Consider the following 19,092-nt stretch of genomic DNA (forward strand, 5'->3'; position numbering starts at 1 on the left):
CCGTTGAAAGGCGGGACGGCGTGAAGACCGCCCCAAACCTTTGGTTACTTTGCTGCGTCCCACGAAGACTGGATTTCGCTGGCAACAGTCGCCGCGTCCTTCGCGCCCGAGGAATAGTCGACCATGCCGGTCCAGAACGTCCCTGCCCCGACCGCGCCGGGCATCAGGTCCGAACCGTCAAAGCGGAAGGTTGTGGCATTGGTCAGAATCTCACCCTGTCCGCGCTGGGTGTCGTTCGAGTAATTCTCGGGGTTTGCGCCAAGGTGCGGGGTCAGGAACCCGTCCTGCGACATCATGATCTCATGCGCGAAGGGGGTCTTGAGGAATTCCATGAATGCCTCGGCCGCCGGGCTGGCGTTGGTGATCGTGAACAGCGTTCCGGCGCCCAGAACCGGGGTGCCCAGGTCCTTTTCGGCATAGGCCGGGAAGTAGAAGAAATCCGCATCCACGCCCAACTCAGTCCCTTCCGGGAAATAGGCCGGAATGAACGACGCCTGACGGTGCATCATGCAGGCCGGCGGGCTGTCGAACAGGCCTTTGGGGCTGTCGCGGAAGTCGATGGCCGCGGTGTCGTCCGCGCCGCCGACAACGTAGTCGTCATTGCGGGTAAAGCTGCCATATTCCTCGATCGCGGCGATGACGCGCGGGTCGTCGAACTTCATGTCATTCGACACCCAGTCGTCATAAACCTCGGGCGGCTGGGTGCGCAGCATCAGGTCTTCGACCCAGTCGGTCGCAGGCCAGCCGGTCGCCCCGCCAGACGCCAGACCGACGCAAAGCGGCGTCTCGCCGTCTTCGACCATCTGGTCCATCAGCGCCTTGAAGTCTTCCATCGTCTCGGGGACCTCATAGCCGAAATCCTCGAAGTTTTCGGGGATGTACCAGACCAGAGATTTGACGTTCACGTTGAAGAAAAAGCCGTAGAAGCCGTCTGCGCCTTCGGCGTTCTCAAATGTCCCCAGATCGACCCAGGACTGACCGGCGGCGAAGTTTTCCTTGATCCAATCCGCCGACCCTTCCGGCAGCGGCGTCAGATAGCCGTTCTTGGCCATATTCGCGGCCAGCCCCGGCTGCGGGAAGACCGTGAGGTTCGGTGCGGACCCGGCAGCGGCGTCGATCAGGATCTGCTGTTCCAGCGAGTCCGATCCCACATAACTGGAATTCGCCCCCGTCGCCGCGTCGAAATAGGCGACCAGATTTTCGAACGATTTCCCCTCACCCGCCAGCCACGGGCCGAAGATTGTCAGGCTTTCGCCGGACAGGTCGGTCGCATCGGCAAAGGCCTGATAGCCGTCCCAGTCAAAGCTTCCCTCACCCGCGGGGTGGATCAATTCACCCTGCGCCTGTGCCGCCCCTGCCATCAGGGCGAGCGTCGCCGCACCTGCATAAAGCGCGTGTTTCATGAATAGTCCTCCCGACGATATCATGCGCATCTGGATTTTTCCAAAGCGCTTTGGATGATTGGTGTTATCCGCTAACATTCACGCTCTGTCAACATTCTGTTTCCACTTAGCCATAATATTAACATTCTTGGCAAAACGGGTTGACGGAATGGGAAATTGGCCACAATACAGAAAAGAGCACTCGTTTGAAGGCGCTTTGAGATCGAAATGAACCTGAAGCAACTCTCGGAAATCCTTGGCTTGTCGCAGACAACCGTCAGCCGCGCGCTGAACGGCTATCCCGAGGTGAGCGAGGATACGCGGGTTCGCGTTCAGGCCGCAGCCGCCAAACATGGCTATCGCCCGAACAGCCGCGCCAAGGGGCTGGCGACAGGGAAATCCATGGTGATCGGGCATGTGATTCCCAGCTCATCCCAGCATGAAATGGTGAACCCGATTTTCGGGGATTTCGTGGCCGGTGCCGCGCGCAAATACGCGGAACATGGCTACGACATGATGTTCACCAGCGCCGATGACACCTCGATTGAAGAGGCGTATCGCAGCCTGTTTCAACGCGGTGCCGTGGATGGCGTCGTGCTGCAGGGGCCCAAGGTGAACGAACACCGGATCGAGGTTCTGAACCGCATGTCCGTTCCGTTCATCGTGCATGGACGGTCGACCGGCATCACCGTCCCCTATGACTGGGTCGACGTGAACAACAAAAGCTCGTTCCTGCGGGCAACCCAGTTTCTGATCGATCTCGGCCATCGCCGCATCGCGCTGATTAACGGGATCGAGGATATGGATTTCGCGCAACGGCGGCGCGAGGGGTACCTTGAGGCGTTGCAGCAAAGCGGCGTGGAGCCCGACCCGGACCTGATGCGCAGCGCCGAAATGACCGAGGTCTATGGCCATCACGAAACCCGCGACATGCTGCGGCTGGCCAACCCGCCAACGGCCATATTGTGCGCATCGATGATCTCGGCCATCGGGGTGCGCCGCGCGCTGGACGAAGCCGGGCTTCAGATGGGGCGCGATGTGTCGGTCATCGCCCATGACGATGACCTGTCCTACCTGAAAAACGGTCAGGATATACCGATATTTACCGCCACGCGCTCATCGGTCCGGCGGGCCGGTGAGTTTGCGGCGGACATGCTGATCGAACGGATCAAATCGCCGGGCGATCCGATCAAAACTAGATTGCTCGAGGCGGAACTGGTAGTTGGCCGGTCAACCGGCCCCGCCCCTAACAGGTTCTGAACATGAAATATGCCCGCAGCGATTTTCCCAAGGATTTCCTCTTTGGCGTGGCGACCTCGGCCTATCAGATCGAAGGCCACGCGCAGGGCGGTGCGGGTCAGACCCATTGGGATACATTCGCGGCCTCACCGGGCAACGTGGTTCGGGAAGAAAACGGCGATCTGGCCTGCGATCATCTAAACCGGTTCGAACAGGATTTCGATCTGGTGCGCGAGGCCGGGTTCGATTGCTACCGGTTTTCGACCAGCTGGGCCCGCGTGCTGCCCGAGGGGCGCGGTCAGGTCAACCAAGCCGGTCTGGACTATTACGACCGTTTGGCCGACGCGCTGCTGGAACGCGGCATTCGCCCCTGCGCGACGCTGTATCATTGGGAGCTGCCTTCGGCACTGGCCGATCTGGGCGGTTGGCGGAACCGGGATATCGCCGGATGGTTTGCCGACTTTGCCGAGGTGATCATGGGCCGCATCGGCGACCGGATGTATTCTGTCGCGCCGATCAACGAACCCTGGTGCGTAAGCTGGCTCAGCCATTTCGAAGGCCACCACGCGCCGGGTCTGCGCGATATCCGCGCCGCGGCCCGCGCGATGCATCACGTTCTGCTGGCCCATGGCCGCGCCATTCAGGCGATGCGCGGGTTGGGCATGTCCAATCTGGGCGGCGTGTTCAATCTGGAATGGGCCGAACCCGCCGATGACAGCCCCGAGGCACGGCAGGCCGCAGACCTGTATGACGGAATTTACAATCGGTTCTTTCTGGGCGGCGTGTTCAAAAAAGCCTATCCCGACAATGTGTTGAAAGGGCTGGAGCCTCATCTGCCCTCCGGTTGGCAGGATGATTTCGACACCATTGGAACGCCGGTCGACTGGTGCGGGCTGAACTACTATACCCGCAAGCTGATCGCCCCGGCGGATACCGCATGGCCCGGTCTGACCGAGGTTCCGGGCACGCTGCCCAAAACCCAGATGGGATGGGAAATCGACCCCGCCGCCCTGACCCGTTTCCTGACGCGGACGTGTCGGGAATACACCGGGGACCTGCCCCTCTTGGTGACCGAGAACGGCATGGCCAGCCCCGAGAGGGGGCAGGATGATGACCGGATCGACTATCTGAACAGCCATCTGGCTGCGGTACAGGACGCACTGAATCAAGGCGTTCCCGTTAATGGCTATTTCATCTGGTCGCTGCTGGACAATTACGAATGGGCCTTTGGCTACGAGAAACGCTTTGGTCTGGTGGATGTGGATTTCGAAACGCTTGAGCGGACCCCCAAAGCCTCGTTCCATGCCGTGAAATCGATGCTGGGTGCCAGTAAGGTTTCCCTACCGCTGGCGCAACCGGCAGGTGCGGTGCATGAGCACTGGAATCTTGTTGCGGATGTCGGTGGCACGAACACCCGCCTTGGCGTGGTTTCCAACGGAGAGTTGGTCGATCTGCGTAAGCATCCGACCGGGTCTCTGCCTGATCTGCTCGAGGCGTTTCACAGCCTGCGCGACGACATCGGAACCGACCCTCAGGCGGTTGTGGCCGCCGGGGCCGGGCCGGTGCGGGACGGCGTGATCCGCCTGACCAACGCCCATCTTGACCTGTCCGAGGTCGAGCTTGCGCAGGCCACAGGCGCGAAGAATACGTTTGTCATCAATGATTTCACCGCCGCTGCCTGGTCCGTGGCCGAGGTGACACGCGCCGATGTGGCGGTTCTGCAAGGGCACGACACGCCGCCAACAGGAACCCGCCTTGTCGTGGGGCCCGGCACGGGGCTGGGCGTTGGCGCGCTGCTGTATTCGGAAGGTCATTATCACACTGCCTCGGGCGAAGGCGGCCATGTGGGCCTGTCTCCGCGCCATCGGGATGAGGTGGATGTGTTCGACGCCGCCCGCCGCATCTCGCCCGAGAGTTTCTTTGACGACAGCCTGATGCTTGAGGCTGAAATGTTCCTGAGCGGCACGGGCCTGCCGGTCCTCTATCAGGCCGTTGGCATAGCAAGTGGCCAAACCGACACGCCGGTGCGGACAGCCAAGGACATTCTGCAGGATGCCCGCGATGGCTCTGACCCCATCGCCGCCAAAGCGGCACAGATGTTCACATCGCATCTGGGGGCTTTGATGGGCGACATGGCGATGACGCTGATGCCGACCGGAGGGGTGTTTCTGGTCGGCGGTGTGGCCGAAAAGAACCGCTGGCTTTTCGGCGATACGTTCCGGGCGGCTTTCAACGCGGGCGGGCGGTTCAGCGATTTGCGCCGCTCGATGAACCTGTATGTGTCGGAACAGGCCGAATTTGGCATTGTTGGCGCTAACAATTTCTGCAAAAATGCGCTCGCGCGGTAGACTGGCCGCCTGAACTTATTTTTGCGGAAGGAATTCGGGATGATCCTGTGCTGCGGTGAAGCCCTGATCGACATGATCGCCGAGCCCACAACCTCGGGCGCAAGCGGGTTTGTGCCGCATTCGGGCGGGGCGATCTTCAATACGGCAATTGCCCTTGGCCGGCTGGGCGCACCGGCGGCCATGCTGACGGGTCTGTCCTCGGACATGTTCGGCGATCAACTGGCGCAGGCGCTGAAAGACAGCCATGTGGACACCGCGCATGTCATTCGGTCCGAACGCCCCAGTACTCTGGCTTTCGTGCAATTGAAGGACGGGCACGCCTCGTACACCTTCGTCGATGAAAACACCGCAGGCCGGATGCTGCGCGCCGAGGATATGCCGGATCGGTTAACCGCCGTATCGGCCCTGTATTTCGGTGGTATCAGCCTGGCTTGCGAGCCCTGCGCCGACGCCTATGCCGACCTTTTGAACCGCCATGGTGCAAAGCGCGCGGTCATGCTGGACCCCAATATTCGCCCGGGGTTCATTCAGGACCAGACCCGGTATCGTACGCGGCTGAACCGGATGATCGCGCAGGCGGATATCGTCAAGGTCTCGGACGAGGATCTGGACTGGATCGTCCCCGGCCCGGAAACCCTGACCGAGAAAGTGCCGCTTTTGCTGCAGGCGGGGCCTTCGGTGGTCATCGTGACCAGAGGTGGTGAAGGGGCCACAGGGTATCTGTCGGACGGAACCGAGGTCTCCGTGCCGGTTCAGCGGGTCGAGGTTGTCGATACGGTCGGCGCTGGCGACACGTTCAATGCCGGGGTTCTGGCCGAACTGCATCGCGCCGGACATCTGACCAAAGACGGTATTCGCGCGCTCAACGCCGACAGTCTTCGCGCTGCCCTGTCGTCCGGTGCCGCCGTTGCAGCCGTCACCGTATCCCGCGCCGGGGCAAACCCGCCCTGGGCGCACGAGCTTTAACCCCTTATAAGGGCAAACCCATGAAACGATCCGACATCAACCGCATCAAGTCCGAGGCGCAGGCGTTCATTCACTCTTTCGGTGCCGTGCTGCCCCCGTTTGCCGACTGGTCCCTCGACCAGATGCGCAGCGAAAAGGCGGCTGGCATACGGGACCGCAATCTGGGCTGGGACATAACCGATTACGGTCAGGGCCGATTTGATGAGCTGGGCCTGTTTCTGTTCACCCTGCGCAACGGCGACGCCAATGACCTCAGCCTCGGGCGCGGGATGTTATACGCGGAAAAGCTGCTGATCTCGCGCGACAAGCAGCTGTCCCCGATGCATCGCCATATCATAAAGGCCGAAGACATCATCAACCGGGGCGGTGGCGATCTGGTGATGGAGATTTACGCCTCGGATGAAGATGGGGGGATCGACCGGGAAAATCCTGTCATCGTGCCCAGCGATGGCTGCCCCGTCACGATCAAACCCGGTGAGCTTTTACGGCTTGCGCCGGGTCAAAGCGTCACGCTGATGCCGGGTATCTGGCACGCGTTCTGGGCGGAACGCGGTGATTGTCTGATCGGCGAGGTTTCGACCGTCAATGACGACCGCACCGACAATGTGTTCGAAGACCCGATCCCGCGCTTTGCGACAATCGAAGAAGATGCCGAGCCCGATTTCCTTCTGGTCGCAGATTACTGACAGGCGCCGGCCCCGGCTGGACCGAGACTCTTGACAACTATTCTATTCCCGGACTAGCTGCACGGGATGGTTCCCGACGGCGCGCCCGAGGGACGAAAATGGGAATACGGTGCGGCCTGTGCAGGCCAAAGCCGTGACTGCCCCCGCAACTGTAGGCGGAGAGCGACGTCAAATCACCACTGGCCAAAAGGCCGGGAAGGTTGACCGAGCGACGACCCGCAAGTCAGGAGACCTGCCATCATATGTTCAACCAACCCGGGGCGGGGTGTCCTGGAAGGAGGCTTTGATGGCACGCTTGCGTGTTCAAGATACCGGCACCACGTGTCCGCCATTGGCATTTTTCGGAGCGAAGAATGCCGCACGACACTGATCACCACGTTCTGATCTGCGAGACCTGTCAGGGGCCTGTGTCGGCGGACGCAGCAAAAGACGCACTGGACCGCCAGCTTCCCGACGGTTTCAAAACCCGCCTGATCGCCTGCATGGCCGGGTGCGAACGACCCATGACCGTTGGCCTGCAGGCCGCAGGCAAGGCCCAGTATCTGTTCGGCGACATTCAGACCGACAAGGACTTGACGGCGCTGGCCGACTTTGCCCGCCAGTATCGTGATAGCGCAGATGGCTGGACCAGCGCATCCGAGCGCCCCCCTGCCCTGCTCACCAAAACTCTGTCGCGCATGCCGCGTCTGCCGTCGGAGGACGGTTCATGAGTTTTCTGGTGGCCGAGGGTTTGGGATATTACGCGCTGAACGGAGATATGCTGCTGCAGGACACCTCGTTCAGCCTTGAAGAAGGCTCGATCCTGGCCATCGCCGGACCGAATGGCGCGGGCAAGACCACGCTGCTGAAACTGTTATGCGGGGCCGAACGTATGGCCCTTGGCGATGTCCGCATCCAGGGTCAAAGCCTGCGGAACCTCTCTGCCAGACAGCGGGCGCGGACGATTGCCGTGGTGGGGCAACAGGAATTCCCCGATGGTCGGCTGCGCTTGCGGGACTATGTTGCACTGGGTCAGATCCCGATCAAAGCGGACAGATCAGCCGCTGACCACGCAACCGACCTGAACCGCGTTCTGGATGTCACCGGCCTGTTCCATCTGGCAGAAAAACCGCTGGGCAGATTGTCAGGCGGGGAAAGGCAGCGCGCCCATATCGCAAGGGCGCTGGCGCAAAACCCGGTTTTGCTGTTTCTGGACGAACCGACCAACCATCTGGACCCCGACGCCAAGGGGCACATGCTGTCGCTGGTGGCAGAACTGGGCGTGACGGTCGTCATGATCGTCCACGATCTGGTCATGATCCCGGAATTTGCGACCCATGTCGCGCTGATGAAAGCCACGCGGCTGACCGGATTTGGACCGGTGAGCGAGGTGCTGACACCGGGCCGCGTCCGCGAAACCTTTGGCGTGGATTACCTGTGCTTTCAGCACGAAGGCCGTGTGATCCCTGCGCTCGATATCCGAAAACGCAAACTGTCACCTCAAAAGGATTTAGGATGAAGCAGAAACTCTGGCCTGTGGCGCTGATCACCGGTCTGGCAAGCGGCGCGGCGGCACAGGAAGTCTCGGTCGACAACTGCGGCGAACCGCTGGTGTTTGACACACAGCCCGAGCGATTGGTCGTGCATGACATGAACATGACCGACATGGCGTTTGCGCTTGGCCTGCAGGACAAAATCGTTGGCCTGACCGGCATCACCGGCTGGTACAAGACCAGCACCGATTTCGACGCGCAGCGCGGCGATATCCCTGAGCTCGCGCCGAAATACCCGACGATCGAGAACCTCGTCGCGGTTGAGCCCGACCTGTTCTTCGCAGGCTGGTATTACGGCATGAAACCGGGCGGAGATGTCACGCCCGACACGCTGGCCCCCTTCGGCATCAAAACCATGATCCTGACTGAAAGCTGCGTGCATCTGGACAAGGACCGCCCCGAAGCCAGCATGGACCTGCTGTTTGACGATGTTCTGCGTCTGGGCAAGGTGATGCATGTCGAAGACCGGGCCGAGGCGCTGGTGTCCGGCTGGAAAGTGCAGCTTGCCGCGATCAAAACCAAAACCTCAGATGTGACCAAGCCGCGTGTATTCCTGCTGGACGGGCCTGCTGATGCACCCTTTACCGCCGGTAAATACGCCATTCCCGACGCGATGATCGAGGCTGCTGGCGGTGTGAACGTGACCCATGATCTGGACACAAGCTGGGGCCGCACCTCGTGGGAGGCTGTTGCCGCCGCAAACCCGGAATTCCTGGTCTTGCTGGACTATCAGACCGGCAACGGGGCGGAAGACACGTTCAAATTCCTGCAGGAACATCCGGTGATGTCGCAGACCGATGCGGTCAGGAACAAACGCTGGATCGGGTTGCGCTACGAAGAGCTGACCCCTGGACCGGCCAACATCGACGCCATCGAGAAGATGACAAGGGCCATGCATCCGGTAAGCAACTGATATGGCCCAAACGGGCCGGTTGATACTGCTGGGGGCGGTCGTTCTGATCGCCCTTTTGCTGTTGTCCGTGGTCTACGGAACAACGCCGATCCCGGTGCGGGACGTTATCACCGCGACTGGCCTCGGTACCGGTCTGACTGAGGGTGAGATGTCGCCCATGCATCGGATCGTGTTTGATCTGCGCTTGCCCCGGGCCCTGTTTGCTGCCGTCATCGGCGCCGGGCTTGGGGTTGTTGGCGTGGTTCTGCAAACCACCACGCGCAACGATCTGGCGGACCCGTTTTTGTTTGGCCTGTCCTCGGGCGCGGCGGCGGGCGCGGTTCTGGTGATCACCGTCACCGGAGATGTGTTGGGCATCTGGACCTTGCCGCTGGCAGCCTTTTGCGGCGGCCTGATTGCGTCGGGCATTGTTCTGGCGCTGGTCCACAGCCTGCGCACCAGCGCGCCAGAAAAGCTGATCCTGGCCGGGCTGGCCGTGTCATTCCTGTTCTCGGCCATCACCAACTACCTGATCTTCGCTGGCGACAGCCGGGCCGCCCATTCGGTGATCTTCTGGATGCTGGGCGGATTGGGTCTGGCCCGGTGGGAGACCTTCCCGCTGGTCCTGATCGGGCTGGGGCTGATCCTCAGCTATGCGCTCTACCGCAGCCGGTGGCTGGATGCGCTGCTGACCGGAGACTTCACCGCCGCCACACTGGGCATTCCCGTGCAGGGTCTGCGGTTCAGCATGTTCTTCGTGGCCGCGCTCGCGACGGCCAGCTTCGTGTCGGTCGCAGGTGTGATCGGCTTTGTCGGTCTGATGGTCCCTCATATCGCCCGGGGCATTGCAGGCACCCTGCATCGCAACCTGCTTGTGGCCTCTGCCATCGTCGGAGCGATTCTGCTGACCCTGTCCGATATCCTGTCCCGGCTTCTGCTTGCACCGCAGGAACTGCCCGTGGGGATCGTGACCACGTCGATCGGATCGCTTTTCGTGTTCCTGTACCTGTTCAAATCGGCCAAAGGCGACTGACGTCGCTAGTGCGTGCCGCGCGGGACAAAAAACGGGTCAATCAACAGCGTTTCACTTTTGCTGGCGGGGTCTTCCAGCCTTCGTTCAAGCAGCCGGATAACGTGCTCGACCGACTGGTTTATCGGGTTGTTCACGGTACTCAGATTGAACATCGGCCAGCCAGCCATTTCGATATCGTCAAACCCCACAATCGACAGCGACCCGGGCACATCCACGCCAAGCTCGCGCGCTGCGGTCAGGGCACCGATGGCGCTGGCGTCATTGGCGCATACTAGGGCGTCTAGATTGTGATCTTGCAGCATCCTCATAGCGGCCCGGTACCCGGCCTCGACGGTGAACTCTCCGGCCTCTTCCGCGATCAGGGGCAGGCCCGTCTGGTCAAGAGCGGCGATCAAACCCGATCTGCGCTCGGCTGAGGAGGCAAAACAGGACGCGCCCGCGATGTACCCGAATTTCGTACGGCCCCGTTCGACCAGAGTCTGAGTGGCGATTCGCGTTCCTTCGGCGTTTTTGCAGCACACGTTATCGACGCCCGGCGCATGCACGATTCGACCGGATGAGATCATGGGCACACCAAATTTGCTGCATTGTGCGACCAACGCGCCGGGCATGCTGCCGCCCCGCAGAATCAGAGCATCCAGCGGGTAGCGCAGAACCTGATCAATCGCGGCTTCAGCCCGCGCATCACCGCCATCGATCAGGATCGGCCATTTGTTCAGAACGTTGAGTTCACCGACCAGCCGGTTGACGAACTCGGAATCGTAGGTGTTGCGCATGTTGCCCACGAAAACGGCCACCAGATGCGACCGCCCGCCTTTCAGACCCGCCGCCAAAGCGTTGGGTTGATAGCCCATGCGAGTCGCGACCTCGTGAATCTTTTTCCGTTTATCCGCATCGAGATAGGCACCGGGCGTAAACGCCCGCGACACCGACGAACGCGACACGCCCGCCGCATCTGCGACGGCTTGCGCGGTTACCCGGCGCGGCCTTTCGGCTGGGTTGATCACGTCGTCACTCACATCCAAGGCTTCCCCTTTTTTGGCCGAATTTGTCAATATTGCTAGGAAAGTTTCAAAAAACCGTCATATGATACGCGTATGTGACCACGTGTGCACATCGGGGCCGATTTTCGTATCTCCCGGCGCGTGCATTTGAATTCACTTTTGGGGGGCAGACCTCCCGTAATCTGGCGCGATGACGCGAGTTGCGGCATCGCCAGCGCCATTACTGGACCGGAGAATCAACATGACCAATCTCAAGTTCTGCGCAACTGCTGCGGCATTCGCTTTCACAGCGACTGCAGTATTTGCCGAAACCGAAATCACCTGGTGGCACGCTCATGGCGGTCAGCTGGGGGAAACCGTCAACAAGGTGGCTGAGAAATTCAACGCCTCGCAAGACGAGTACAAGATCACTCCGATCTACAAGGGAAGCTACGAAGAGACGCTGACCGCCGGCATCGCCGCCTTCCGTGCTGGCGAACAGCCCAACATCATGCAGGTGTTCGACGCCGGTGCTGCGACCGTGATCGCCGCCAAAGGCGCAACTGTTCCGGTTCAGGACCTGCTGGCTGACAATGGCGTCGACTTCGACATCAATGACTACATCGCCGGTGTGCGCTACTTCTACGCCGACAGCGATGGCAAGATGATCGGCATGCCGTTCAACTCGTCGACCCCGATCCTGTATTACAATGTTGACGCGCTGGAAGCCGCAGGCGTCACCCCGCCGAAAACCTGGGAAGAGTTCCAGTCGACCACCGCCCCGGCCCTGAAAGACGCAGGCTATATCGCGCTCAGCCAGTCGCACCTGCCCTGGATCTTCACCGAAAACTTCATGTCGCGCCACAACCTGCCGTTTGCGACCAACAACAACGGCTATGACGGCACCGACACCCAGATCCTGGTCAACAATGACGCCATCAAGGCGCATTTCACCGCGGTAAACGATTGGAAAGAAAACGGCCTGTTCGAATGGTACGGCACCGGCTGGGGTGACAACGCGAAGCCGTTCGAAGAAGGCAAAGTCGCCATGTGGCTGGGCTCGTCGGGGTCTTTCGGTGGCCTGCTGCAGAAAGACCTGCCGTTTGAATTCAGCGCCGTTCAACTGCCCTATTGGGAAGGCGTGACCGCCGAGCCGACACAGACCTTCATCGGTGGCGCAGCGCTGTTCGCCATGGCCGGAAAATCGGATGAGGAAAACAAGGCGACCGCGGAATTCTTCCGCTTCCTGACCGCGCCTGACACCCAGTATTTCTGGCATCAGGAAACCGGTTATGTGCCGATCACCGAAGCGGCCTATGAGGTTGCCAAGAAAGACGGCCACTATGACCGTTACCCGGCTGCCCAAGTTGGCGTGAACCAGCTGCAGGAAAAAGCAGGCGACAACACCAAAGGCTACCGCATGGGCTTCTACGTCCAGATCCGCGACATCATGAACCGCGAATATGGCCGTATCCTGACCGGTGAAACCGACGTGGAAACCGCGTTCAAGACGATCGAAGAGGAAGCCAACGAACTGCTGGCCCGCTTCGCCAAGACCCAGGGCTAAGCCCCGGATCACCCCCAAGATGGTCGCGCTTTCAGGGCGCGGCCATCCCTCTTTTCTACTGGACGGACCATGAAACGCGCGGGCTTTGACAATATCTGGCTACCGGTGGCGCTGTTGCTACCGCAACTGATGATCATCGCGATCTTCTTCTACTGGCCCGCAGGCTGGGCTCTGCAATCCTCGTTCTTTCTGCAGGACCCGTTCGGGTTCGGATCGACCTTTGTGGGTGCGGATAACTACACCTCGTTGCTGGGCAACAGCCAGTATACACGCATCGCCTGGTTTACCGTGGTGTTCTCGGTTCTGGTCACGTTCTTCTCGCTGGCCATTGCCCTGTTGCTGGCGGTCAAGGCCGACAAAGTGATCCGCGGGGCCAAGACCTATCGCACGCTGCTGATGTGGGTCTACGCCATCGCGCCGCCGGTCGCCGGTTTTCTTGGCATCCTGTTCTTCGACCAGAGCACAGGAGCAATGACTAAGTTCTTCGGGTTCTTTGGTTGGGATTTCAAACTGGGCGTGAACTATAACGCAACCGCGACGGCCATGATTATCGTATCCGTCTGGAAACAGATTCCGGTCAACTTCATCTTCTTCCTGTCCGGGCTGCAATCGATCCCGCGTTCCGTGCGCGAGGCGGCGATGATCGACAACCGCTCGGCCACCGGTCGGTTCTGGCAGGTTACGTTCCCGCTGCTGGCGCCGACCGCTTTCTTCCTGCTGATCATAAACATCACCTACGCCATGTTCGATACTTTCGGCATCATTGATGCGCTGATGAAGGGTGAGCCCGGCAATAACCCGATGACACTGGTCTACAAGGTCTATCTGGACGGGTTCCGTGGCAATGACCTTGGCGGTTCATCGGCACAGTCGGTTGTTCTGATGGTGCTCGTGCTCATTCTGACCATCTTCCAGTTCCGGCTTGTTGAACGCCGGATCCACTATACCTGAGGGGGGGCTATCGATGGCTGAAACAACACTCGAGACGCCCACCACCACCCGCCGCACCCGCAGAATTCGCTGGGAGACGGTCGGAGATCACGTGGTCCTGATACTGGGCTCGCTTTTGATGATCCTCCCGCCCCTGCTGGCGCTGACCACGGCCAGCCATGATGCGGTGACGATCCACCGCCAGGGATTGCAACTGACGCTTGGCGATGATTTGGGCAAGAACTTCCGCGCTGCCATGTTTGAAAAGGGCGGGTTTACCCAGACGGTGGACGGCACGCTGATGCTGATGAACTCGTTCATTCTGGGCATTGGTTTTGCGGTCGGGAAAATCATCATCTCGATGATGGCGGCCTATGCCATTGTCTATTTCCGGCTGCGCTTTGCCACGCTGGCCTTCTGGGTCATCTTCACCACCCTGCTGCTGCCGCTCGAGGTGCGGATTCTGCCCTCGTATGAAGCGATCCAGAAGCTGGGCCTGACCAACACCTATACCGGACTGATCGTACCCTTGATCGCATCGGCCACCGGTACGTTCTTCTTCCGCCAGTTCTTCATGTCGGTGCCGGAAGAACTGGCCGAGGCCGCCCGCATCGACGGGGCAGGCCCGTGGAAGTTCTTCATCGACATCCTTGTTCCGCTCAGCCGGACGATGATTGCGGCGATCTTCATCATCATGTTTGTCTTTGGCTGGAATCAGTATCTGTGGCCGACGTTGATCACCACGGATGAAAGCTTCTTTACGCTGGTGCGCGGGATCAAGCAGATCGTTCTGTCCTATACAGACAGTCAGATCCCCGAACACGGGCAGGCACTGGCATTGGCCATCGTGGCGATGATCCCGCCTGTGGCCATCGTCATCTTCTTCCAGAACTGGTTCGTCAAGGGCCTCACAGAATCCGACAAATAAGGAATACGCGCATGGCTCAGGTTTCATTAGAGGGCATCCGCAAAGTCTATCCAAACGGCTTTAAGGCGGTCGAGACCACCAGCTTCACCATTCAGGACGGCGAGTTTGTCGTTCTGGTCGGGCCCTCGGGCTGTGGTAAATCCACCCTGCTGCGGATGATTGCAGGGCTTGAGGATATCACCGAAGGCACGCTGAAAATTGGCGACCGGGTGGTCAACGATGTGGACCCGGCGGATCGGGACATCGCGATGGTGTTTCAGAACTATGCCCTGTACCCGCATATGACCGTCCGCAAAAACATCGGCTACGGGCTCAAGAACCGGGGCATGCCGGCGGCTGAAATTGACGCCAAGGTTCAGGACGCGGCCAATATGCTGAACCTGACGGAATACCTTGACCGCAAACCGGCACAGTTGTCCGGCGGTCAGCGTCAGCGTGTTGCGATGGGCCGCGCCGTGGTCCGCGACCCGGCGCTGTTCCTGTTTGACGAGCCGCTTTCGAACCTCGACGCCAAGCTGCGCAACCAGATGCGGATCGAAATCAAGGCCCTGCAGCGCCGCCTCGGCACCACCGCCGTTTACGTGACGCACGATCAGGTCGAAGCCATGACAATGGCCGACCGCATCATCGTTCTGAACGCGGGTCAGATCGAACAGATCGGCACACCGTCCGAAATTTACCACAACCCGGCCTCGACCTTCGTGGCCTCGTTCATGGGCGCGCCGCCGATGAACCTGATCGAGGCTCAGGTGGATCAGGGGCAGGTCCGGATCAACGGGTATGACGGCCTGATGCCCGCGCCCGAGTCTGCGAATGGCCCGGTCACTCTGGGTATCCGGCCCGAGGATATCGAACTGAACGAACAGGGCACGGTCCCGTTTCGGGTCGATATCCTGGAAGAGCTTGGCGCCCACCGCCTGCTGCACGGCGCGCTTGGCGGTCAGCCTTTCACCGTGATGGTCAGCAAGGATCACAAGGCTCAGATCGGCGAGACTCAGGTCTCGCTCCGGCCCGATGCGGTCCGGCTATTTGATGCGGAAACGGGAAAAGTTCTTTGATCACAAAGGTTTTGGACGATCTGCCCGCCGTGACTGAAGATCAGCGGGCCAGCATCCTGTCCGCCCCCCGCACGGCGCAGGCCCATCGCGAGCTGCTGCGCGGCATAGACGCGATGAACGCCCTGCAATTGGGTGGTGAGGCAAGTCGTTCAAACTTGCCCGCTGAATTCAACGTGGCCGCCTGGAATGTGGAACGCTGCCTGTTTCCCGAAGCGACGGCGGCCCACCTGCAACAGATCGCGCCTGAAGTTGTCCTGCTGTCCGAGGTCGATCACGGTATGGCCCGCACCGCGCAGCGTCACACGACCGAAGTGATGGCGGCTGAACTGGGTATGGCCTACGCCTTTGGCGTCGAGTTCCACGAGCTTGATCTGGGCGGCCCGACCGAGCGGCATTTCTGCAAGGACGATTTCAACACGCTGGGCTGGCACGGCAACGCGATCCTGTCCTCGGTTCCTTTTGAGCGCACCGCTTTGATCCGGCTGGACGATCACGGACATTGGTTTTGCAGCGATGACGGTACTGTTGACCCGGACCAGCCGCGCGTCGGGGGCCGTATGGCTATTGCCGCAGTGGTACCGACCGAAAACGGCCCTGTTTGTGTTGTCTCAACCCATCTGGAAAGCAACGCTGGCGCGCCGCACCGTCGTGGGCAATTCGAGATTCTGCTGGATGCAATCGACGCCTTTGCCCCCGATATGCCGATCCTGATTGGCGGAGATCTGAACACCGGCAACCACTTGCCTCCCGATTTCGACTGGCAAAAGGAAACCCTGTTCGACCTTGCAAAAACGCGCGGCTATTCCTGGGACTTCACCGCAGACGGCCCAACGACCCGCCCCAGCCTGATCACGCCGCACCCCACGCGCGTGATGAAGTTGGACTGGCTGGCCGGACGAGACCTGACCTGCCGGGACAAGGGTGCCCTGACCTCAATCTCAGCCGACGGGACGCCGCTTTCCGACCATGATTGCGTGTGGTGCACCGTTGACTGACTGCTGATCACTCCGGGCCGTCTGACAGCAATTGCCGAACCAGCGGGTTGGGAAAGCGTCGTTTGAGCGTCACGGCGTGGAAGTTCTCCTTTATGCGCGGATGCTCCTGCGCTTCGACCAACCGGCCCGAGGATAGCTCGTCCTGAACCACTATTGGGGCCACAAGGGCCAGCCCGATATCCTCGCGCGCCAGCAGGCGCATCATGGCCATATCGTCCACCTCAGCCGCGATGTGCGGGCGCACCGACATGCGGCTGGCCATCGCGTCAAACGCCGTGCGGACGGAATTATTCGTGGTCGGCAGAATGAAGGGCTGTTCTTCCAGCAAATCCCGGATCGGGCGTTTTGGGTCCAGCCTGGCCGGGGTGCCGACAATGCTGACCGGCTGTTCCGCCAGATGATGTGTTTCAAACCGGGTCAGGCTGTCGCTGGCGGGTTCGTGGTTCATCAGGACAATGTCGAAATTGAGCGTTTCCAGCCCCTCGAGCAATTCGCTGGGGTTGCCGGATCGCAGGATCACCTCGACATCGGAGCGCGCCAGAATAGGCCGCAGAAACCCGATCTGAAAGTTCCGTGACAGCGTCGCCTGCGCGCCGACACGCAGCGCTTGCCTGCTGTTTCCTTCGTCCTGCAATGTCGCCACAAGCTCTTGCCCTGTTGCGAAAATCGCGTCGGCATGGTCCAGCGCGATGCGCCCGGCTTCGGTCAGATGCAATTTGCGCCCGCGGCGCTCGAACAGCTGGTGGCCCAGCCGTTGTTCCAGTTCCTTGATCTGAACGGACAGCGCGGATTGCGACAGATTCAGACGCTCAGCCGTCCGGGTCAGGTTCCCGTCATGCGCAACGGCCCAAAAATAGCGGAGGTGGTGATAGTTCAGCGGCATATAGTTTTAGATAATCGAACGATATCTACAGAACAATGAATTTTTATGATGCTTAATTCTGAAATATGCCCTGTCCGACGGGCTGGCTCAGCCTGAAAGATCTAGGAGTTTACCCTGTGACTTACCTGCTTATTCCCTTGCTTGGCCCGCTGATTCTGCTGGCCGCGGCCTATCACGCTGGCCGCAATCCCGGTTTGCGCCCCGGCAAGGTGCCGAATCTTGCGGAATGGGCCGCTTTGGCCGCCTTTGGCATGTCGGCGCTTTCGACCCTGCTTCTGATAAAATATGGCGCAGGCACGTCGGCGCTTATTGGCGTCTGGGGCGTTGGTCTGTCGGTTCGGCTGGATGCGGTCAGCGCCACGATGCTGGTGCTGGTCAGCTTCATCGGCTGGGTCGTTCTGCGCTATTCGGCGACCTATATGGATGGCGAAGCGCGGCAGGGGGCATTCACGGGCTGGATGTCAGTGACATTGGCCTCGGTCCTGTTGCTGGTGATGTCCGGCAACCTGATACAATTACTGGCGGCGTGGATTGCCACCAGCCTGTCCCTGCACCAACTGCTGCTGTTTTACCCCGACCGCACAACCGCACAGCGCGCGGCCCGCAAAAAGGCCGTCGTCGCCCGGATCAGCGAAGGCGCGCTGGCGCTGGCTGTTCTGCTTCTGGTTTTGGGGTACGGAACCACCGAAATCCCGGCGATCCTGTCCACCGCGCAGCCTGATGCGATGACCATCATCGCCGCGCTACTGATTGCGGTGGCGGCCATCACCGCCTCGGCTCAGTTCCCGATCCACGGCTGGCTGACCGAAGTGATGGAGGCCCCGACCCCGGTCTCGGCTCTGCTGCACGCCGGGGTGATCAACGCCGGTGGGTTCCTGTTGATCCGCTTGGCCGATCTGATGCTTGTGGCCCCGGGTATCATGGCCCTGCTGGTGATGCTGGGCGGGTTCACCGCTCTGTTCGGCGGGCTGGTGATGCTGACACAACCCGCAGTGAAAACCTCACTGGCGTGGTCCACCATTGCGCAGATGGCGTTCATGATCATGCAATGCGGTCTGGCGCTGTTTCCGTTGGCCTTGCTGCATATCGTGGCGCATTCGCTGTACAAGGCACATGCCTTCCTCAGCGCCGGTGAAGCCGTGCGCAACGTGGCGGCGATCCGTCGGCCGGGGCCTGTCGCAGTGCCAAGCGCGCGGAATGTGCTGCTGGCCTTTGCGACCGGCATCCTGATTTACGGGGTTGTGGCTGCAGTCTTCGGAATTGACGGAAAATCCATGCAGGCCATCGCATTGGGAGTGATCCTGATCTTCGGCGTTGCCTATCTGCTGGCGCAGGGCTTTGCCGACGCGGCACCGGGCGCATTGACCCGCCGCACGGTGATCTATGCCGGTCTGACCTCGGTCAGCTATTTTGTACTGCAGGTCGCGGCCCAGCATCTGACGGCGGGCACGCTGCCCGCGACCCCGGCACCGGGACCCTTGGAATGGGCGCTGATCGTGCTGGCCCTTGTCAGCTTTGGCGCCGTCGCGCTGGCGCAATCGACCTTCCCGCTTTGGGCGTCGCATCCTGCGGCAGCAGGCATCCGGGTGCATCTGTCGAACGGGCTTTACGCAAACGCAATCTTCGATCGGCTGCTGGACGGATGGTCCAGACGGCAAACTGCTTAAACG

At 60.6% G+C, this 19,092-nt stretch carries 17 protein-coding genes, 1 pseudogene and 1 riboswitch; of the genes and pseudogenes, 15 read left to right on the forward strand and 3 right to left on the reverse strand.

Annotation, left to right across the window (positions count from 1 at the left end):
* Positions 1-44: 44 nt before the first annotated feature.
* Positions 45-1,403, reverse strand: coding sequence for an ABC transporter substrate-binding protein (locus ACR0EZ_RS05310; RefSeq protein WP_480611587.1), 1,359 nt, complete (start codon positions 1,401-1,403; stop codon positions 45-47).
* Positions 1,404-1,610: 207 nt separating this feature from the next.
* On the opposite strand from ACR0EZ_RS05310, the gene ACR0EZ_RS05315 reads away from it, so the two are divergent.
* The 9 genes and pseudogenes from ACR0EZ_RS05315 to ACR0EZ_RS05355 all read left to right on the forward strand — a co-directional run bounded on the left by ACR0EZ_RS05315 (position 1,611) and on the right by ACR0EZ_RS05355 (position 10,078).
* A complete protein-coding gene (locus ACR0EZ_RS05315; RefSeq protein ID WP_480611588.1) occupies positions 1,611-2,642 on the forward strand; it encodes a LacI family DNA-binding transcriptional regulator in 1,032 nt (343 codons plus the stop codon).
* A 2-nt stretch (positions 2,643-2,644) separates the two neighbouring features.
* Positions 2,645-3,943 (forward strand): annotated as a pseudogene (locus ACR0EZ_RS05320) (GH1 family beta-glucosidase); the annotation flags it as partial.
* Positions 3,938-4,969 carry a glucokinase gene (locus ACR0EZ_RS05325; RefSeq protein ID WP_480611807.1) on the forward strand — a complete coding sequence of 344 codons (1,032 nt, stop codon included), beginning with the start codon at positions 3,938-3,940 and terminating at the stop codon, positions 4,967-4,969. The pseudogene ACR0EZ_RS05320 and the gene ACR0EZ_RS05325, both read left to right, overlap by 6 nt.
* 39 nt (positions 4,970-5,008) lie before the next feature.
* Positions 5,009-5,935 carry a carbohydrate kinase family protein gene (locus ACR0EZ_RS05330; protein ID WP_480611808.1) on the forward strand — a complete coding sequence of 309 codons (927 nt, stop codon included), beginning with the start codon at positions 5,009-5,011 and terminating at the stop codon, positions 5,933-5,935.
* Positions 5,936-5,955: 20 nt separating this feature from the next.
* A complete protein-coding gene (locus tag ACR0EZ_RS05335; protein ID WP_480611589.1) occupies positions 5,956-6,621 on the forward strand; it encodes a D-lyxose/D-mannose family sugar isomerase in 666 nt (221 codons plus the stop codon).
* 50 nt (positions 6,622-6,671) lie between these two features.
* A riboswitch (cobalamin riboswitch) is annotated at positions 6,672-6,875 on the forward strand.
* 99 nt (positions 6,876-6,974) lie between these two features.
* Entirely contained in the window at positions 6,975-7,331 is a 357-nt protein-coding gene (locus ACR0EZ_RS05340) for a DUF1636 family protein (protein ID WP_480611590.1), read from the forward strand.
* Entirely contained in the window at positions 7,328-8,119 is a 792-nt protein-coding gene (locus tag ACR0EZ_RS05345) for an ABC transporter ATP-binding protein (protein WP_480611591.1), read from the forward strand. The genes ACR0EZ_RS05340 and ACR0EZ_RS05345 overlap by 4 nt, the downstream gene beginning before the upstream one ends.
* Positions 8,116-9,066 (forward strand): ABC transporter substrate-binding protein, encoded by a 951-nt coding sequence (locus tag ACR0EZ_RS05350; protein WP_480611592.1) that lies wholly within the window; start codon positions 8,116-8,118, stop codon positions 9,064-9,066. Before ACR0EZ_RS05345 ends, ACR0EZ_RS05350 begins: the two co-directional genes overlap by 4 nt.
* 1 nt (position 9,067) lies before the next feature.
* Positions 9,068-10,078: a FecCD family ABC transporter permease gene (locus ACR0EZ_RS05355; protein ID WP_480611593.1), complete on the forward strand. Its 1,011-nt coding sequence runs from the start codon at positions 9,068-9,070 to the stop codon at positions 10,076-10,078.
* 5 nt (positions 10,079-10,083) lie between these two features.
* Here ACR0EZ_RS05355 and ACR0EZ_RS05360 read toward each other — a convergent pair whose 3' ends face one another.
* Complete coding sequence (locus ACR0EZ_RS05360; protein ID WP_480611594.1) at positions 10,084-11,097, reverse strand: LacI family DNA-binding transcriptional regulator; 1,014 nt, start codon at positions 11,095-11,097, stop codon at positions 10,084-10,086.
* Between the two features lie 226 nt (positions 11,098-11,323).
* On the opposite strand from ACR0EZ_RS05360, the gene ACR0EZ_RS05365 reads away from it, so the two are divergent.
* The 5 genes from ACR0EZ_RS05365 (at position 11,324) to ACR0EZ_RS05385 (ending at position 16,539) form a co-directional block, all read left to right on the forward strand.
* Positions 11,324-12,628 carry an extracellular solute-binding protein gene (locus ACR0EZ_RS05365; RefSeq protein ID WP_480611595.1) on the forward strand — a complete coding sequence of 435 codons (1,305 nt, stop codon included), beginning with the start codon at positions 11,324-11,326 and terminating at the stop codon, positions 12,626-12,628.
* Positions 12,629-12,697: 69 nt separating this feature from the next.
* On the forward strand, positions 12,698-13,579 hold the full coding sequence (locus ACR0EZ_RS05370) for an ABC transporter permease subunit (protein WP_480611596.1): 882 nt from the start codon (positions 12,698-12,700) through the stop codon (positions 13,577-13,579).
* A gap of 13 nt (positions 13,580-13,592) precedes the next feature.
* Positions 13,593-14,486, forward strand: coding sequence for an ABC transporter permease subunit (locus ACR0EZ_RS05375; RefSeq protein ID WP_480611597.1), 894 nt, complete (start codon positions 13,593-13,595; stop codon positions 14,484-14,486).
* An 11-nt stretch (positions 14,487-14,497) separates the two neighbouring features.
* Positions 14,498-15,544 carry an ABC transporter ATP-binding protein gene (locus ACR0EZ_RS05380; RefSeq protein WP_480611598.1) on the forward strand — a complete coding sequence of 349 codons (1,047 nt, stop codon included), beginning with the start codon at positions 14,498-14,500 and terminating at the stop codon, positions 15,542-15,544.
* Positions 15,544-16,539, forward strand: a complete 996-nt coding sequence (locus ACR0EZ_RS05385) for an endonuclease/exonuclease/phosphatase family protein (protein WP_480611809.1) — start codon at positions 15,544-15,546, stop codon at positions 16,537-16,539. Before ACR0EZ_RS05380 ends, ACR0EZ_RS05385 begins: the two co-directional genes overlap by 1 nt.
* A 7-nt stretch (positions 16,540-16,546) precedes the next feature.
* Here ACR0EZ_RS05385 and ACR0EZ_RS05390 read toward each other — a convergent pair whose 3' ends face one another.
* A complete protein-coding gene (locus ACR0EZ_RS05390; protein ID WP_480611599.1) occupies positions 16,547-17,422 on the reverse strand; it encodes a LysR family transcriptional regulator in 876 nt (291 codons plus the stop codon).
* A 116-nt stretch (positions 17,423-17,538) separates the two neighbouring features.
* Here ACR0EZ_RS05390 and ACR0EZ_RS05395 point away from each other — a divergent pair, with 116 nt between their 5' ends.
* Positions 17,539-19,089, forward strand: a complete 1,551-nt coding sequence (locus tag ACR0EZ_RS05395; protein ID WP_480611600.1) for a proton-conducting transporter transmembrane domain-containing protein — start codon at positions 17,539-17,541, stop codon at positions 19,087-19,089.
* Positions 19,090-19,092: the final 3 nt, after the last annotated feature.

This window comes from Ruegeria sp. AK4 (genome assembly GCF_056541025.1).

Excerpts from the sequence above, each read along its gene's own strand:
- ACR0EZ_RS05345 (WP_480611591.1), top strand. The coding sequence starts at position 7,328 with ATGAGTTTTCTGGTGGCCGAGGGTTTGGGATATTACGCGCTGAACGGA.
- ACR0EZ_RS05310 (WP_480611587.1), bottom strand. The coding sequence starts at position 1,403 with ATGAAACACGCGCTTTATGCAGGTGCGGCGACGCTCGCCCTGATGGCA.
- ACR0EZ_RS05375 (WP_480611597.1), top strand. The coding sequence starts at position 13,593 with ATGGCTGAAACAACACTCGAGACGCCCACCACCACCCGCCGCACCCGC.
- ACR0EZ_RS05315 (WP_480611588.1), top strand. The coding sequence starts at position 1,611 with ATGAACCTGAAGCAACTCTCGGAAATCCTTGGCTTGTCGCAGACAACC.
- ACR0EZ_RS05355 (WP_480611593.1), top strand. The coding sequence starts at position 9,068 with ATGGCCCAAACGGGCCGGTTGATACTGCTGGGGGCGGTCGTTCTGATC.
- ACR0EZ_RS05365 (WP_480611595.1), top strand. The coding sequence starts at position 11,324 with ATGACCAATCTCAAGTTCTGCGCAACTGCTGCGGCATTCGCTTTCACA.
- ACR0EZ_RS05340 (WP_480611590.1), top strand. The coding sequence starts at position 6,975 with ATGCCGCACGACACTGATCACCACGTTCTGATCTGCGAGACCTGTCAG.
- ACR0EZ_RS05335 (WP_480611589.1), top strand. The coding sequence starts at position 5,956 with ATGAAACGATCCGACATCAACCGCATCAAGTCCGAGGCGCAGGCGTTC.
- ACR0EZ_RS05350 (WP_480611592.1), top strand. The coding sequence starts at position 8,116 with ATGAAGCAGAAACTCTGGCCTGTGGCGCTGATCACCGGTCTGGCAAGC.
- ACR0EZ_RS05390 (WP_480611599.1), bottom strand. The coding sequence starts at position 17,422 with ATGCCGCTGAACTATCACCACCTCCGCTATTTTTGGGCCGTTGCGCAT.
- ACR0EZ_RS05380 (WP_480611598.1), top strand. The coding sequence starts at position 14,498 with ATGGCTCAGGTTTCATTAGAGGGCATCCGCAAAGTCTATCCAAACGGC.
- ACR0EZ_RS05330 (WP_480611808.1), top strand. The coding sequence starts at position 5,009 with ATGATCCTGTGCTGCGGTGAAGCCCTGATCGACATGATCGCCGAGCCC.
- ACR0EZ_RS05370 (WP_480611596.1), top strand. The coding sequence starts at position 12,698 with ATGAAACGCGCGGGCTTTGACAATATCTGGCTACCGGTGGCGCTGTTG.
- ACR0EZ_RS05325 (WP_480611807.1), top strand. The coding sequence starts at position 3,938 with ATGCTGGGTGCCAGTAAGGTTTCCCTACCGCTGGCGCAACCGGCAGGT.